Genomic DNA, 15,262 nt, shown 5'->3' on the forward strand with positions numbered 1-15,262 from the left:
ATGGCACGAGATATCCACAAGCCGGGCAGCAGCCTTCCCCCCTATTTCGGCATCGACCCCGACGCCGCCCTGGCCGATCTCGGCGCCCCCGCCAGCACCGCGGGCTTTGCCGAAATCGCCGCCGCCTGCGCGCAGGGGCGCGCCGACCTCGCCAGCCGCGGCCTGAACGAGGAAGGCCGCAAGGAGCTGCGGCTGTTCTCCACCTGGGAGATCACCCGCTACCTGATCCCGGTGGCCCAGGCCCATTTCCGCCGGGTGCTGAAGGCCAACCCCGATCTGCCGCAGGGCCGCTCCGAGACCGAGGGCGGCGCCAAGTGGTTCACCCTCGACGAGGTGCTGCGGCTCAGGGCGCATTTCGGCGCGCAAGGATCGAAGGCCAAGGACTACCTGCCCTACCGCCCCGAGGGGCTGCCCGCCAAGATGGTGGCGGTGGCCAACTTCAAGGGCGGCGTCGGCAAGACCTCGACCGCGGCGCATCTGGCGATGTCGGCCGCCCTCGACGGCTACAAGGTGCTGGTGATCGATCTGGACAGCCAGGGCTCGATGACCTCGATCTTCGGCGGCCGCGTGGAGGACGAATGGCAGACCGCCTTCCCGCTGCTCGCGCGCCACTACGGCGAGCATCTCAGGGCCGAGAACCAGCGCCGCCTTGACCGCGGCGACGCCCCGCAGCCGCTGGACGAAGCGCTGGATGCGGCGATGGAGATGACCGCAGGCGACGTGATCCAGCCCACCCACTGGCCCAGCATCGACCTCATTGGCGCCCAGCTGAACCTCTACTGGGCGGAGTTCCAGATCCCGGTCTGGCGGATGGCGGCGCGCTCCTGGAAGCTGTGGGACGCGCTGACCGAGCGGCTGGAGGCGGACGGGGTGCTGGACCAGTACGACGTGATCTTCATCGACACGCCGCCCGCGCTCGGCTACCTGACCATCAACGGGCTGTCAGCTGCCGACATCCTCCTGGTGCCGATGGGCGCGTCGTTTCTGGAGTTCGACAGCACCGGGCGCTTCTTCGACATGCTGCATTCCACCTTCGCCTCCATCGAGGAGGGCGAGAACCTGGCCGCGCGGGCCCTCGGCCGGCCCGGCCTCAATTTCGAATGGGATGCGGTGCGCACCGTCATCACCCGCTATGACGGCGCCCAGCAGGGCGAGCTGGCGGCGCTCATGCAGGCCTACATGGGGCCGGTGCTGTCGCCGCACAAACAGGATTTCACCGCCCTCATCGGCCAGGCCGGCGAGCAGGTTTCGGGCATCTACGAGGCCGACTACCGCGACTTCAACCGCGAGACCTACGCCCGCGGCCGCGAGACCTTCGACGAGACCTACGCCGCCTTCAAGAAACTGCTGGCCGGGGTCTGGCGGCGCGAGGTGTTGCAGCAGCAGCGCGCGGCCGAATAAGGCCGGGGCAAGGATTTTGGGGCAGGATGCTGCCCGGCAGACACCGGCGTCTGCGGATGAGGCACCAAGGACAGGTCAGGACAGCACATGGCAAAACGCAAACGGCTCTCTCCGGCGCAGAGCGGATTTCTGACCGCGGCGCCCGCCGGCAAACCGGCGCTTGGCGGCCCCTCCAGCGTTGGCGCCGCGCCGATTGCCCAGGTGGCCTCGGATGCCTCGGCCCAGGCGGCGCTGCAGGAGCTGTCCGGGGTGCTGGAAAACGCCCGCGCCAGGGGGCTGATGATCGAGGAGCTGCCGCTGGCGGCGATCGACGAGAACCACCTGGTGCGCGACCGCATCGAGCAGGACGAGGAAGAGCTGCAATCGCTGATGGCGTCGATCCGCGCCCGCGGCCAGCAGACCCCGGCCGAGGTGGTGCCGCTGGAGGATACTTTCGGCGGCCGCACCCACGGGCTGATTTCCGGCTGGCGCCGCCTCACGGCCTTGCGCAGACTCTATGAAGAGACCTCGGACCCGCAGTTCGCCACCCTCAAGGCGCTGGTGATCCGGCCCGACAGCGCCGAAGACGCTTATGTGGCGATGGTCGAGGAAAACGAGATCCGGGTGAACCTCAGCCATTACGAGCGCGCCCGCATCGCGGTGCGGGCCTGCCGGGAGGGCGTCTTCACCCGCCGCAAATACGCGCTGCAGGCGCTGTTCGGCAATGCCACCCGCCCCAAGCGCTCCAAGATCGGCAGCTTTGTCACCCTGGTGGAGGCGCTGGATGCGGTGCTGTTCCACCCCACCGCGATCAGCGAGAAGCTGGGCCTGGCGCTGGTGCGCGCGATTGAGGCGGACGCGGGCTTTGCCGGGCGCGCCGCGGCGGCGCTGCAGGCGGGGGACCGCTCCAGCCCCGAGGCCGAGCTGGAGATCCTGACCCGGCTGGTGGAGGCGGATACGGCGGAAACCCCCAGGTTAGAGCCTGATATGCCGCCTGCCCCGGCTGCCGCCGCCGACCCTGTCCCGGGTGCGGAAATCCCGGTCCCGGCGGCCGCCCCGCCCGCGGCTGCGCCTGCGCCCAGGGCGCCGGCGGAACCGCTGGTCAGCCGTCCGCGGGTGCGCGGCGCTTATGACTGGGACGCCGCCCAGCCCGGCGAGCGGATCGCCCTGCCCGCCCCGGCCGGCGTCAGACTGGGCTATACCCCGAGCGCGCAGACAATCGAGATCAGCGGCCCCGCGGTCACCGCCGACCTGGCCGAGGCGCTGCAGGCCTGGCTGAAGACGCTCTGAGCCAGGCCGCCCCGCGGCTGCATCCTTCCCCGGATACTCCCGCCGAAGGCAAAGGGCTTTTCCGAGGAAAAGCCCTTTTCAGACTCTGATATCTGCCGGGCGCGCGAGTCTGAACAAGGTCAGCATTATTGACCAAATGTTTCGCGCGCGAAACATTTGGTCCGGACCGGACCTATTTTGAACAGGCCGCTCAGCTGCCCCGCCCGACCGCCACATAGGTCTCGAACCCGGCGCGTTTGGCGGCTTTTGCCGAGTAGACATTGCGCAGGTCCGCCATCCGCGGCACCTCCATCTTGCGGGCCAGCTTCTTCAGATCCAGCGCCCGGAACTCGTTCCATTCGGTCAGCAGCACCACCAGGTCCGCGTTCTGCACCGCCTTGTAGGGATCCTCCTCCCATTTGACGCCGGGCAGCAGCGCCTCGCCCTCGGCGCGGCCCTGCGGGTCGACCACCCGCACCTTGGCGCCGCCGCCGACCAGCGCGGGCACGATGGTCAGGCTCGGCGCCTCGCGCATGTCGTCGGTGTTGGGCTTGAAGGTGACGCCCAGCACCGCCACCGTCCTGCCGTTGAAGGAGCCGCCGCAGATGTCGCGCAGCTTCTCCACCATCCGCTGTTTTACCTCGTCATTGACCCGCATCACCGTCTCGGTGATGCGCATCGGAAAGGCATGGTCCTGGCCGATCCGCGCCAGCGCCGCGGTGTCCTTGGGAAAGCAGGAGCCGCCGTAGCCGGGCCCTGCATGCAGGAACTTGTTGCCGATGCGGCCGTCAAAGCCGATGCCGCGGGCGACCTCCTTGACGTCGGCCCCGACCCGCTCGCACAGGCCCGCAACCTCGTTGATGAAGGTGATCTTGGCGGCGAGGAACGCATTGGCGGCGTATTTGATCATCTCCGCCGATTCCAGGTCGGTGGTCAGGATCGGGAAGTCGCGCAGGTACAGCGGCCGGTAGATCTCCGCCATCACCTCGGCGGCGCGGTCGTTCTGCACGCCCACCACCACCCGGTCGGGCTTCATGAAATCCTCGATCGCGGCGCCCTCGCGCAGGAACTCCGGGTTGGAGGCCACGTCGAAGTCCGCCCGCGGATTGGTCTTGGCGATCACCTGCTTCACCTGCCGGTTGGTGCCCACCGGCACGGTGGATTTGGTCACCACCACCGCATAGCCGGTGAGGGCGGCGGCAATCTCCTCGGCGGCCGCCATCACGTAAGTGAGGTCGGCATGGCCGTCGCCGCGCCGGGTCGGGGTGCCGACGGCGATGAACACCGCCTCGGCGCCGTCCACCGCCGCCGCCAGATCATCGGTGAAGCTGAGGCGGCCCGCGGCGACGTTCTTTGCCATCAGCTGGTCCAGCCCCGGCTCGTAGATCGGCACCTCGCCGCCCTTGAGCCGGGCGATCTTGCCCGCATCCTTGTCGACGCAGACCACGTCATGGCCGAAATCCGAAAAACAGACGCCGGACACCAGTCCGACATAGCCGGTGCCAATCATCGCAATGCGCATGGAATGCCCTTTCCCCAATCCCCGTCCGGCCGCTTGGCTGCAGCCCTTGTTATGAGATTAGAAGGATATATGGCGCCGGACAGGGCGCAAACCGGTTTTTTGCCCCGCTCCGAAGCGCGCCGCCCGGGCCGGGGAAGATAGGTCCGGTCCGGACCAAATGTTTCGCGCGCGAAACATTTGGTCCTAATGGCTGACCTTTTTGCCGGGCGGGGAAACCCGCCGCGCCCGCCCGGGCGCGGTTCAGCGGTTCAGGATGTTGCGGTGGAACCGGCGCAGCAGCAGCAGGCCGAAGGCCAGAAGGACCAGGCTGGTCATCAGCACATAGACCCAATTGGCGTAAGCCGCGTTGTAGGTCGGGTAGAAGCCGGTGCGCATCAGCCCGGTGATATGGGCCAGCGGGTTGTACCACAGGATGTTCTGGGCGTTCACCGGCAGGTCCTCGAAGATATAGAGGACGGCGGAGGCGATGAGCAGCGGCCGGTTGAGGATCGTCCAGGCCACGTCCCACAGCGGAAACAGCCCGGACAGCACGCAGTTCAGCGTGCCGACGCCCAGCCCCATCGCCATCGCCAGCCCCAGCGCGGCGGCGACGGCGGGCAGGTCCAGCGCGGTGCGGCTGTCCACCGCCAGCAGGATGCCGCCGCTCAGCAGCGCGGTGATCAGGATGCCGGTCAGGCTGTTCAGGAAGAAGCGGGCCAGCACCGCATCGGTCCAGGTGACGGCGGGGTAGCGCAGCAGCGGCCGCGAATAGCTGAGCGCGCGGGTCACCGTGTTGGCCAGCTCCCGGTACAGGCTGAACGGCAGATAGCCGGTGGCGTAGAACAGCAGGAAGCTGGTGCCCAGCGACGGCGTCCGGATCACCAGCGAAAAGCCGATCGACAGGAACAGAATCGCCGCCAGCGGCTCCATCACCGCCCACAGGTAGCCGCCGGGCGTGCGCCCGTAGCGGGTCGACATTTCGCGCAGCATCAGCGCGGCAATGGTGCGCAGCGCCGCCAGGCGGCGGGGGGCGGTGCCGGGCGGCTGCGCCGGGGCAGGGGGGGCCGCCGCAGGCGCGGCGGGAGATGAGGTGTTCATGAAGGCCGGCTGTGAAAGTGTGGTTGTGAACGGCTGCGCCGCAGGCGATACTATGGAAGAAAGCACAGGCAATTACAAACCGCAGAAATGCGGGACAGGCAGACAATGACACAGGACAGCCAGGCGCCCGCGGCAGACCGCTCAGAGCCGCAGGAACCGGAGGAAACAGGACGGGCCCGCGCGGGCAAGCCGCGGGGCGGCCGCAAGCGGCGGCGCGGCGGCGCGGCCGCGGAGCCGGTGGAGCTGCGGCCGCAGCAGCCGGCCGCGGAGACCGAGGCGGAGGCGGCGGAGACGGCCGCGGACGGGGCCGCGGCGGACGCCGGGGACGGCCCGGACGCCGGGGACGCGCCGCCGCAGCCGGGCAGGTCCCGCGGCCGCCGCCAGAAGAAGAAGCTGCGCAAATGGCGCAGCCAGGCCCGGGCCGCGCTGGCCGAGCTGGAGGCGGTGCGGGACCAGCAGCCGGCCTTCCCGGTGGCCCGCTCCGCCCATATGAAGCGGCGGCACTGGGGACTGGCGGCCAGCTTTGTGCTGATGGTGCTGGCGCCGCTGGCGGCCACGGTGTTCTACCTGTTTGCGGTGGCCGGCGATCAGTATGCCTCCACCGCCGGCTTCACCGTGCGCAGCCAGGAAAGCTCCGGCGCCAATGACCTGCTGGGCGGGCTGGCCAGCTTTGCCGGCAGCAGCACCGCCTCCGACAGCGATATCCTGTATGAGTTCATCCAGAGCCAGGAGCTGGTGGCGGCGGTGGAGGCGCGCACCGGCCTGAGAGCCCATTATTCCGGCCGCTGGCCGCAGGACTGGGTGTTTGCGCTGTGGCCGCGGGCCACGATGGAGGATCTGACCTGGTACTGGCAGCGCATGGTGCGCATCGCCTATGACGGCGGCTCGGGGCTGACCGAGGTGCAGGTCACCGCCTTCGATCCGCAGATGGCGCAGGCGATCACCCGCGCCATCGTCGAGGAAAGCCAGATCCGCATCAACGCGCTCAACGACCAGGCCCGCGCCGATGCGATGCGCTATGCCGAGGCCGATCTGGCGGAGGCGCTGGAGCGGCTGAAAGGCGCCCGCGAGGCGCTGACCCGGTTCCGCACCCGCACCCGCATCGTCGACCCGGAGGCTGACATCCAGGGCCGCATGGGGGTGATGAACAACCTGCAGCAGCAGCTGGCCGAGGCGCTGATCGAATACGACCTGCTGGCCGGCTCCGTGGCGCCGGGCGACGTGCGGCTGAACAAGGCGCAGCAGAAGATCGACGTGATCCGCGCCCGCATCGACAGCGAGCGCCAGACCTTCGCCTCCAGCAACACCGACACCGGCGGCGTCGGCGAGGACTACCCGTCGCTGATCTCGGAATACGAACGGCTGACGGTGGACCGGGAATTCGCCGAGGAGGCCTACCGCGCGGCGCTGACGGCGCTGGAGGCGGCGCGCGACGATGCCGCCCGCCAGAGCCGCTACCTGGCCAGCTACATCACCCCGACCCTGGCCGAGGCGGCGGAATACCCGCGCCGCCATGTGCTGAGCGCGCTGATCGGGCTGTTCCTGCTGCTGGTCTGGGCGATCCTGGTGCTGATCTTCTATTCGATCCGCGACCGCAACTGACGGGCGGGGGCGGGAAATGGCACAGATCCGGTTCGAGAACCTGACCAAGAGCTTCCGGCTCAAGGGCGAGCGCAAGGTAATCGTCGACAACCTGAACCTCACCCTGCCGGAGGGCAAGTCGCTGGCATTGCTGGGCCGCAACGGGGCCGGCAAGTCGACGCTGCTGCAGATCATCGCCGGCACCCTGCATGCCGATTCGGGGCGGGTGGTCTCGACCGGCACCCTGTCCTGGCCGGTGGGGCTGTCGGCGTCGTTCCACAAGGACCTGACCGGGGCGGAAAACGTCCGCTTCATCGCCCGCATCTACGGGGTTGACTGCGACGACCTGGTGGCCTTTGTCGAGGAGTTCGCCGAGCTCGGCAAATCCTTTTACATGCCGATGCGCAGCTATTCCTCCGGCATGCGCTCGCGGCTGACCTTCGGGGCGTCGATGGGGATCCGCTTCGACACCTATCTGATCGACGAGGTGACCGCGGTGGGCGACAAGTCGTTCCGCCGCAAGAGCCGCGAGGTCTTTGCCGACCGGATGAAGCTGTCCAGCGCCATCATGGTGACCCATTCGATGAAGCAGGTGCGCGAGTTCTGCAACGCCGGCCTGGTGCTGGAAAAGGGCGAGATGCGCTATTTCGAGGACCTGGAGGAGGCGATCGCCGTGCATGAGGCGATGCTGGCCTAGCCGCCGCCCGGCAGGGCAGGGCGGCTATTCGGCGGCCAGGCTGGCGCCGCCGGCGGCGGCCGGGACCTCCTCGGCGATCGGGGTCGGGAAGCGGTTTGCCAGGAACAGCGGGATCTCCCGGTTCCACACCTCGTCATTGTGGCTGTCGCCGCCGTCATTGAGGCAGAAGGTGCGGATCTTGCGGCCTTCCTCCAGGGTCCGCAGCTCGCGCTGGATATCCGGGGCGGTGTTCTTGAGCAGCCGGCTGCGGTAGGCGATCCGGGTGCCGGCGCCGGTGGCAAAGGCATAATGGTGGAACAGGAAGGACACGGTGGAGACATCGCCGGCCGAGCGGAACTGCGCCTGCCGGGTGCGTTCGAAGGCCTCCGGGAATTCCGCTTCCATCTTCTCCAGCACTGATTTCTTCAGCGCATAAGGCGCGTGCTTGTGCAGCCGGGACGGCACCAGCCCGAAGCGGCGGCGCATCAGCTCGGCGCCGTTGCGGGCGGCGTTGAGGTAATCCTTGTCCTCGGCGCGCAGCGCCCCGTTGACCACGCCGTAATCCTCGAGGTTGGCGTTGCACTGGCCGTTGGCGGCAAAGAAATAGGCCTGCGGCAGCGGCTCGTTGATGAAGAAATCGTCGTTCAGATAGAGGAAGTTCTCCGCCAGCCCGGGAATCCGGTGCAGGAAGCTTTCGATCGCATGCGAGTTGAAGGTGGGCAGGCAATGCGCCGGGATCACCTCCGTGTGGTCGACCCAGACCAGCCGCTCCGAGGGCTCCAGCCACTCCGGCGGCGGGCAGTTGGAAAACACGAAAATACGGTTGATCCAGGGCAGGTAGCGCTCCACCGAGCGCAGCGAATAGCGCAGCTCGTCGCGGTTGGTGAACCGGGCCAGGCTGCGGGCGTCGGCCTCATGCTCGGCGGCCTCCTGGGCGATGCCCTTGGCCGCGGCATGCATCGCCTGCCAGCCGGGATCGCCGTTGTTGACCCAGGTGTAGACCAGGTCCACCGGCGCGCGCGGCGCCTCATCCGGCAGGCCGTCCAGCAGGTCGCTGCAGCGGTGCAGCCCGGGACGGTCCAGGACGCCCTGCAGCGAGGCGTGGATATGGCGCAGGAAGCGGTTGCTGCTGTCGCGGCTGTCGGCCTTGTCCTCCTGCTGGAAGTAGAGGCTGGCCTGCAGCCGGGTGGTGAGCCCGGCGGGCCAGCACAGGGTCATCTGCCGCCGCGGCTGGCGGCCGCGGGCGGGGTCCCATTGCAGGGGGCTGCCGAGGCTGGCTTCCAGCACCTCCCGGAAGGCCGCCAGATCCTCGGCGCGCAGCCCCAGGTGCAGGTCGTTGCCGCGGCTGGCCGGGAAGACGATCACGGCCATCTCCCGGGCCGCCGCCGTCACCGCGGCGCTCAGCCGGGCGGCGGCGTCGGGGCTGGAGAAAAACGCATCGCCGCCGAAGGCCGGGGTCCGGCTGAGCGCCGGGATCTGCGCCGCCACGCTGTTGCCGGGGCGGAAGCTGCGGCCTTGCGGGGCGGCGCCGCCGCGGCCGGCGTTCAGCCGGCAGTACAGGCGGCGGGCCATCGGGCCAAGCAGCGGAACCGGAAGGATCAGGGCCCGGAGGCGGCGCTTGAAATTCGGCATCGGTGTGGCAATCCGCCTTGTGGTATGTGGTTTTCATCCGCGGCCGGACCCAATGTCCCCGGCCCGGCGCAGCGGCGGCCGGAGCGGCGGCCTGCTGTTCCAATGCCACGCTGCAGGGGCTTTGTCAAAAACCCTGCGGCAGGCGGCGGCGGCGGCGGCCGGGAAAGCCGTGCGCAGGGCGTCGTCTCTTTGTTATGTTGCGGCTATAAGCAAAGTGCGGAACTGACAAAAAGGATACGGCCGCTTTGATCATCACCCACTCCAAGGTTCAGACGCTGCAGCCGGTCTGGGCCGATTTCTGCGGCTATTCGCTGATTTTCGAAAACCTGTCGCAGCCCGGCCGGGAGCCGCGCACGGCCACCTTTGCCGATGACAGCGAATCCCTGGCCTTCTTTGCCGCCGCCGCGGCGGCGCTGCACGGCATCGGCGCCGAGGCGCTGATGCGGCAGCTGCTGCTGTGCCTGCTGCCGCAGCACAGCTACCATGTCACCGCCGTCGACCTGATCAACGCGGGCAATCAGAAGAAAGTGGCGCTGCGGGCCGCCCGCAAGGCGGCCAGGACGGTGGCCCTGGCGGCCCGGGATCCGCAGGCGCTGCCGCCGTTCCTGGCCAAGCTGGGGCTGACCGGCGGCGCCAATGCGCAGTTCCCGGTGCGGTTCCGCTTCGGCGGCCTGGCGGCGCTCAACCGGCGGGCGCTGGTGATCCGGCTGGAACCGGCCGGACCGGCCGATGACCGGATGCTGGAGCGGATGCTGGACTGGCGCAGCGGCGTGCAGCAGCGGCTGGAGGAGAAGACCGGGCTGGCGCCGTCGCCGTACCAGGCGCATATGACGCTGGGCTATTTCGCCAGCCGCACCCTGGCGGAGCAGGCGCCGGAGCTGCTGGCGGCGCTGGAGCGGACGCTGGAGCGGGCGCTGGCCGGGCGGGTGCTGCCGGTGGCGGCGGCCGGGCTGTACAGTTTCACCTCGATGGAGCGGTTCCAGCGGGTGCCCGGCTGAGGCCCGGCCCCGCCGTCCGCCCGCTGCCCGCCCGGCGGGCGCGGCCCGGCGGGCGCGCAGGGGGCCGGCAGGTGTTTGACAGGTGTTTGACAGGGGCCGCGGAATCTGGAAGAGAAGCACGATACAGCTCAACCGCGGGGACAAAAGGTGAAGACGTTTCTTTTGGGCGTGGGCTGCCAGAAGGGCGGCACCACCTGGCTGCACCGGTATCTGAGCATGCATCCGGCCTGTGACTTCGGGTTCCGCAAGGAATACCATGTTTTCGACGCGCTCTGGATCCGGGGCGCCAAGACCGGCAAGTTCTACCGCTCGGCGCTGGCCGACCTGGCCCGGCGGGCGCGGCGCCAGGCCAAGCGCCAGGACCGCGAGACGGTGGAGCGCAGCGGCAAGGCGGCGCTGCAGCTGCAAAAGGCGCTGCAGCATGTCTCCTTCTATACCGATCCGGAAAACTACGCCGATTATTTCGACTGGCTGCACGGCTCCCGGCCGGGGCTGCAGCTGGTCGGCGACATCACCCCCTCCTACAACGGGCTTCCGGCGGAGAAATTCGCCGCCATCCGGGAGATGCTGGAGCGCCGCGGCTTCCGGGTGAAGGTGATCTTCCTGATGCGCGACCCGGTCGAGCGGATCTATTCCGCCACCCGGATGCGGATCCGCGACCAGCAGGGCAAGCCCGGCAAGCAGGGCAAGGAGCCGCTGGCCTTCTTCAACAAGCGCTTTGCCTGGGGCGATGTCGAGATGCGCACCCGCTACGAGCACACCTTCGGCGCCCTGGACCAGGCCTTTGCCCCCGAGGATGTGCTTTACGGCTTCTACGAGACCCTGTTCACCGATGCCGAGGTGCGCCGGATCACCAGCTTCCTCGGGCTGGAGTACATCGACCCGGATTTCGAGGCCCAGGTGAATGCCTCCCCCCGCACCGCCGAGCTGGACAGCGGCAGCATTGCCAAGGTGCGCAGCTATTACGACGCCACCTACCAGGCCGCCATGGCCCGGTTCGGAGAGGACCGTATCCGCGCCATCTGGCCCCACGCCTGATGGCCCCCGCATTTTCCGCGCGCCCCGGCGCCGCGGCATAGGACGAGACCCAAGATGACAGACCGACCCAAACTCAATTTCCTGCGCCCGGCCGGCCCGGCCGCCGGCCCGGTGCCCCTGGTGGCCCATCTGGGGGCCCATAAGACGGCGACCTCGCTGGTGCAGAAGTATTTCAAGGCGAAGCGGAAATACTATCTGAAGCAGGAGGTGCTGGCGCTGACCCGCGGCGAGGTCAGCCCCTATATCTCCTGGGGCGATCAGATTCTGGAGGACCCCGGCAAGCTGAACGGCTTCCTGCATGAAAAGGCGGCCGCGGCGCCCGGCTGCAGCCTGCTCCTGTCCAATGAGAACGCGCTCGGCCGCCCGTTCAAGACCCGGCCCGGCCTCTATCCCGACCACGGCAAGATCATCGACGGCCTGCCGGCCGCGCTGGAGGGCTTCCGCCCGCGCATCGTCTATTCGATCCGCCCGCCCTGGGAATTCCTGGAATCCTACTACCTGCAGATGGTGCACCAGGGCTATTACCAGACCTTCAACCAGTACATCGGCGATCTCGACCTGGCCAAACTGTCCTGGACCCCGATCATCGAGCGGCTGCAGCAGGCCTTTGGCAAGGAAAACGTCTCGGTGATGGATTTCGGCCTGATCCGCCAGGGCCAGGAGGTGTTCCTGAAGGAATTCATCAGCCGCAACCTGCCGGAGGGGGTGGTGCCGGACCTGGAGTATGACGCGGTGCACAACGCGTCGATCTCCGACCGCGGGCTGCAGATGGCGCTGCGGGTGAACCCGCTGCTGCGCCCCGGCGAGACCGGTGTGGTGCGCCGCTTCCTGCAGGAGCATTTCTCCAACCGCACCGAACCGCGGCCGCTGCTGATGAGCGAACAGCAGAAGAGCGAGCTGAAGGCGCGCTACGAGGATGAATACAACGCCCTTGTCCAGCAGAGCTGACCCGGCGGCGGCCGGGGCTTCCGCCGCCGCGCCGCTGGTCTCGGTGGTGATGCCCGCCTACAACGCCGCCGCGGTGCTGGGCCGGGCGGTGGCTTCGGTGCGGGCGCAGACGCTGGCGGACTGGGAGCTGCTGATCGCCGATGACGGCTCGCGCGACGGCACCGGCGCGCTGGCCCGCGCCGAAGCCGCGCGCGAGCCGCGCATCCGGGTGCTGGCGCTGCCGGAAAACCGCGGCGCCGCGGCGGCGCGCAACCTGGCGCTGGCGGCGGCGCGCGGCCGCTACATTGCCTTTCTCGATGCCGATGACACCTGGCTGCCGCAGAAGCTGGCGCGGCAGGTGGGCTGGATGCAGGCCGAAGGCATTGCCTTCAGCTACACCAGCTACCTGCGCGGCGACGGCCAGGCCTGGAGCCTGCGGCGGGCGCCCGCCAGCGTCACCCGCCGCCAGCTGCTGCGCGGCAATGCGATCGGCTGCCTGACCGCGGTCTGCGACCGGCAGATGCTGGGCGATTTCACCATGCCGGGCTTCCGCCGCCGCCAGGATTACGCGCTGTGGCTGCAGCTCTTGCGGCGGGTGCCGCAGGCCCATGGGCTGGACGAGCCGCTGGCCTGCTACTGGCGCGAGAAGGGCCGCGCCAGCCTGTCCTCCAACCTGCTGAAGGGTGCCCGCGGCACCCTGCAGGTCTACCGCGAGCAGGAGCAGCTGTCCTGGCCGCTGGCGCTGTGGTGCCTGCTGCGGCACCTGTCCCGGCATCTGCGGCCGCGCCGCCGCCGGCCGCTGCCGCCGGGGGCGGCGCCATGACCCGGCTGCCGCTGGCAGACCACCTGCTGGCCGCGCTCGGCAACCCGGCGCTGGCCCGGGAGGCCGCGGGCAAGCTGCTGGCGCGCCGCCGGGGCCGCCGCCGCCCGGAGGCCCCGGCGGCCCCGGCGGCGCTCGGCCTGGCGGCGGCGGACGGCTGCGGCCGCCGCCTGGTGGCGGCGCTGGCGGCGCATCTCGGGGTGCTGCGGCTGGCCGATGACGGCTGGCGGCAGTGGATCGGCGTCTCCGCCGCCAGTTTCGCGCCGGTGCTGCAGGCGCTGCAGCAGGCGGCCCCGGAGGCCAGCCTGCACCCGCTGGGCCAGGCCGGGCGGCTGACCCCGGGGCAGGCGCTGAAGGCGGGGGCGCTGCGGCTGCGGCTGACCGGCCGGGCGGGCAGCGCGCTGATCGACCTGGAGCGCTATGAGCCGCGCGGCCCCGGCCATTGGGTCTCGGCCAATGCCGCCAATGCGGTGGCCCGCGCCCTGTTCAGCGACTGCCTGGAGGCCCCCGGGCTGCAGGAGGCGGAGCAGCTGGCGGGCGCGCCCTCGCCGGAACAGCTGCGCGACCGGCTGCCGGTGGATCTGGTCTGCACCTGGGTCAGCCATGCCGATCCCGGCTGGCAGCAGCTTTATGCCGCCCATGCCGGCAGCTACCGCGGCGGCACCGATGCCGCCGCGATGACCCGGTTCCACAGCAATGACGAGCTGCGCTTCCTGCTGCGCTCGGCGGCCTGGAACCTGCCCTGGCTGCGCCGCATCCATGTGGTCAGCAACTGCGCCCCGCCGGACTGGCTCGACCGCGGCCATCCCGGGATTGCCTGGGTGGACCATGCCGCGGTGCTGGCGCCCGCCGACCTGCCGACCTTCAACTCGCATGCGATCGAGGCCGGGCTGCACCGGATCCCCGGCCTGAGCCGCCGGTTCCTCTATGCCAATGACGACATGTTCTTCTGCCGGCCGCAGGAGAAGGCGGGTTTCTTTGCCGCCAGCGGCGCCTCGCTGGCCTTTCTGGAGCCCGGCGCGATGGCCTGCGGCGCTTTGGCCCCGGCGGCGCCGGACTACCTGAATGCGGCGCGGGTCTCGGCCGGGCTGCTGCAGCAGGTGTTCGGGGTGCGGGTGGCGCGGCTGCACCAGCATGTGCCCTATGCGCTGAACCGGGAGCTGCTGCGGGAGATCGCCGAACGCTTCCCCGATGCCATCGCCCGCACCCGCGCCAGCCGCTTCCGCAGCCCCGGGGATGTCAATATGACCAGCTTCCTCTACCACCATTACGCGCTGCTGCAGGGCAAGGCGCAGGAAGGCCGCATCGAGGCGGTGTTCGCGCGCTCCAGCGACCTGCGCTGGCGGCAGCAGCTGGAGCGCGCGCGGCGCCGCGGCTGCGATGTGCTGTGCCTCAACGAAGGCGGCACCCGGCCGCCGGGCCGCGACTGGCACCGCCACAGCCGCCGCTGCCTGCAGCGGATGTTCCCGCATCCCGCCCCCTGGGAACGGGCGTCCGGAGCGCGGCCATGACGGCGCTGCCGGAGCTGACCGTCGCCGTCTCCACCATCGGCGCCCGGGTGCTGCAGCTGGCGCCGGAGCAGCTGCCGCCGGCGCCCGGGGTGCGGTTCCTGATCGTGCTGCAGCTGCCGGAACCGGTGCCGGAGGCGGAGGCGGCCGCGCTGGCGGCGCATCTGCAGCGGCTGGCGGCGCGGCCCGGCATTGCCGTGCTGCGGCTCGAGGGCAGCCGCGGCGCCGCCCGCAGCCGCAATGCGGCGATGGCCGCGGCCGAGACGCCGCTTTTGCTGTTTGCCGATGACGACCAGGGCTTCGACCCCGCAGGCTGGCAGCAGCTGCGGCAGCTGTTTGCCGCCCGGCCGCAGCTGGATTTTCTCTGCGCCCGGCTGCGCACGCCGGAGGGCGGCTGGCGCAAACCCTACGGGCCGGAGCGGATCCGCCCGGTGCGGCGGCTCAACTGCCTCAAGCTCGGCACCCCGGAAATGGCGCTGCGGCTGGCGCCGGTGCGCGCGGCAGGGGTGCAGTTCGATCCCCGCTTCGGGGCCGGCGGGCCCTGGCCTGCGGGCGACGAGTTCATCTTCGCCTCCGATTGCCTGGCCGCCGGGCTGCGCGGCTGCCATGTGCCGGTCAGCCTCGGCGATCACCCGGCGGACAGCTCCGGGATGGCGCTGGACCGGGCAGCGCTGGCGGTGCGGGTGGCGCTGTTCCGCCGCGCCTTCGGGGCGTGGGCGCCGCTGCTGCGGCTGGTCTTTGCGCTGCGCCACCGCCGCCGCATCGGCGCCTGGCGCAGCGGCCTGGATTTCGTGCTGAACCGCCGTCTGCGGCGCTGAGCGGGCGGCAGCTGCC

At 69.9% G+C, this 15,262-nt stretch carries 13 protein-coding genes; 10 read left to right on the plus strand and 3 right to left on the minus strand.

Annotated features, from left to right (window positions below):
* Together OKQ63_RS25840 and OKQ63_RS25845 are read left to right on the plus strand one after the other, a co-directional pair.
* The gene (locus OKQ63_RS25840) at nt 1–1,401 is read left to right on the plus strand and encodes an AAA family ATPase (protein ID WP_264214784.1); all 1,401 of its coding nucleotides are present in this window, start codon (nt 1–3) and stop codon (nt 1,399–1,401) included.
* An 87-nt stretch (nt 1,402–1,488) separates the two neighbouring features.
* Entirely contained in the window at nt 1,489–2,670 is a 1,182-nt protein-coding gene (locus tag OKQ63_RS25845) for a ParB/RepB/Spo0J family partition protein (RefSeq protein WP_264214785.1), read from the plus strand.
* 190 nt (nt 2,671–2,860) lie between these two features.
* On the opposite strand, the gene OKQ63_RS25850 is transcribed toward OKQ63_RS25845, so the two are convergent.
* Both OKQ63_RS25850 and OKQ63_RS25855 read right to left on the minus strand, forming a co-directional pair.
* Nucleotides 2,861–4,171, minus strand: a complete 1,311-nt coding sequence (locus OKQ63_RS25850) for a UDP-glucose dehydrogenase family protein (protein WP_264214786.1) — start codon at nt 4,169–4,171, stop codon at nt 2,861–2,863.
* Nucleotides 4,172–4,411: 240 nt separating this feature from the next.
* Nucleotides 4,412–5,248 carry an ABC transporter permease gene (locus OKQ63_RS25855; protein ID WP_264214787.1) on the minus strand — a complete coding sequence of 279 codons (837 nt, stop codon included), beginning with the start codon at nt 5,246–5,248 and terminating at the stop codon, nt 4,412–4,414.
* A 105-nt stretch (nt 5,249–5,353) separates the two neighbouring features.
* On the opposite strand from OKQ63_RS25855, the gene OKQ63_RS25860 reads away from it, so the two are divergent.
* Nucleotides 5,354–6,850: a KpsE/RkpR family capsule polysaccharide export protein gene (locus OKQ63_RS25860; protein WP_264214788.1), complete on the plus strand. Its 1,497-nt coding sequence runs from the start codon at nt 5,354–5,356 to the stop codon at nt 6,848–6,850.
* A 16-nt stretch (nt 6,851–6,866) separates the two neighbouring features.
* On the plus strand, nt 6,867–7,526 hold the full coding sequence (locus OKQ63_RS25865; RefSeq protein ID WP_264214789.1) for an ABC transporter ATP-binding protein: 660 nt from the start codon (nt 6,867–6,869) through the stop codon (nt 7,524–7,526).
* Between the two features lie 24 nt (nt 7,527–7,550).
* On the opposite strand, the gene OKQ63_RS25870 is transcribed toward OKQ63_RS25865, so the two are convergent.
* On the minus strand, nt 7,551–9,137 hold the full coding sequence (locus OKQ63_RS25870; protein WP_264214790.1) for a stealth conserved region 3 domain-containing protein: 1,587 nt from the start codon (nt 9,135–9,137) through the stop codon (nt 7,551–7,553).
* Nucleotides 9,138–9,382: 245 nt separating this feature from the next.
* Here OKQ63_RS25870 and OKQ63_RS25875 point away from each other — a divergent pair, with 245 nt between their 5' ends.
* From OKQ63_RS25875 to OKQ63_RS25900, 6 genes are all read left to right on the plus strand, one after another.
* Nucleotides 9,383–10,135 (plus strand): hypothetical protein, encoded by a 753-nt coding sequence (locus OKQ63_RS25875; protein ID WP_264214791.1) that lies wholly within the window; start codon nt 9,383–9,385, stop codon nt 10,133–10,135.
* Nucleotides 10,136–10,282: 147 nt separating this feature from the next.
* Nucleotides 10,283–11,173, plus strand: a complete 891-nt coding sequence (locus OKQ63_RS25880; protein WP_264214792.1) for a sulfotransferase — start codon at nt 10,283–10,285, stop codon at nt 11,171–11,173.
* A 54-nt stretch (nt 11,174–11,227) separates the two neighbouring features.
* Entirely contained in the window at nt 11,228–12,121 is an 894-nt protein-coding gene (locus OKQ63_RS25885; protein WP_264214793.1) for a hypothetical protein, read from the plus strand.
* Entirely contained in the window at nt 12,105–12,923 is an 819-nt protein-coding gene (locus tag OKQ63_RS25890) for a glycosyltransferase family 2 protein (RefSeq protein ID WP_264214794.1), read from the plus strand. Before OKQ63_RS25885 ends, OKQ63_RS25890 begins: the two co-directional genes overlap by 17 nt.
* The gene (locus tag OKQ63_RS25895; protein ID WP_264214795.1) at nt 12,920–14,431 is read left to right on the plus strand and encodes a stealth conserved region 3 domain-containing protein; all 1,512 of its coding nucleotides are present in this window, start codon (nt 12,920–12,922) and stop codon (nt 14,429–14,431) included. The genes OKQ63_RS25890 and OKQ63_RS25895 overlap by 4 nt, the downstream gene beginning before the upstream one ends.
* Nucleotides 14,428–15,246 carry a glycosyltransferase family A protein gene (locus OKQ63_RS25900; protein ID WP_264214796.1) on the plus strand — a complete coding sequence of 273 codons (819 nt, stop codon included), beginning with the start codon at nt 14,428–14,430 and terminating at the stop codon, nt 15,244–15,246. Before OKQ63_RS25895 ends, OKQ63_RS25900 begins: the two co-directional genes overlap by 4 nt.
* Nucleotides 15,247–15,262: the final 16 nt, after the last annotated feature.

Source organism: Leisingera thetidis (assembly GCF_025857195.1).
GTDB lineage: Bacteria > Pseudomonadota > Alphaproteobacteria > Rhodobacterales > Rhodobacteraceae > Leisingera > Leisingera thetidis.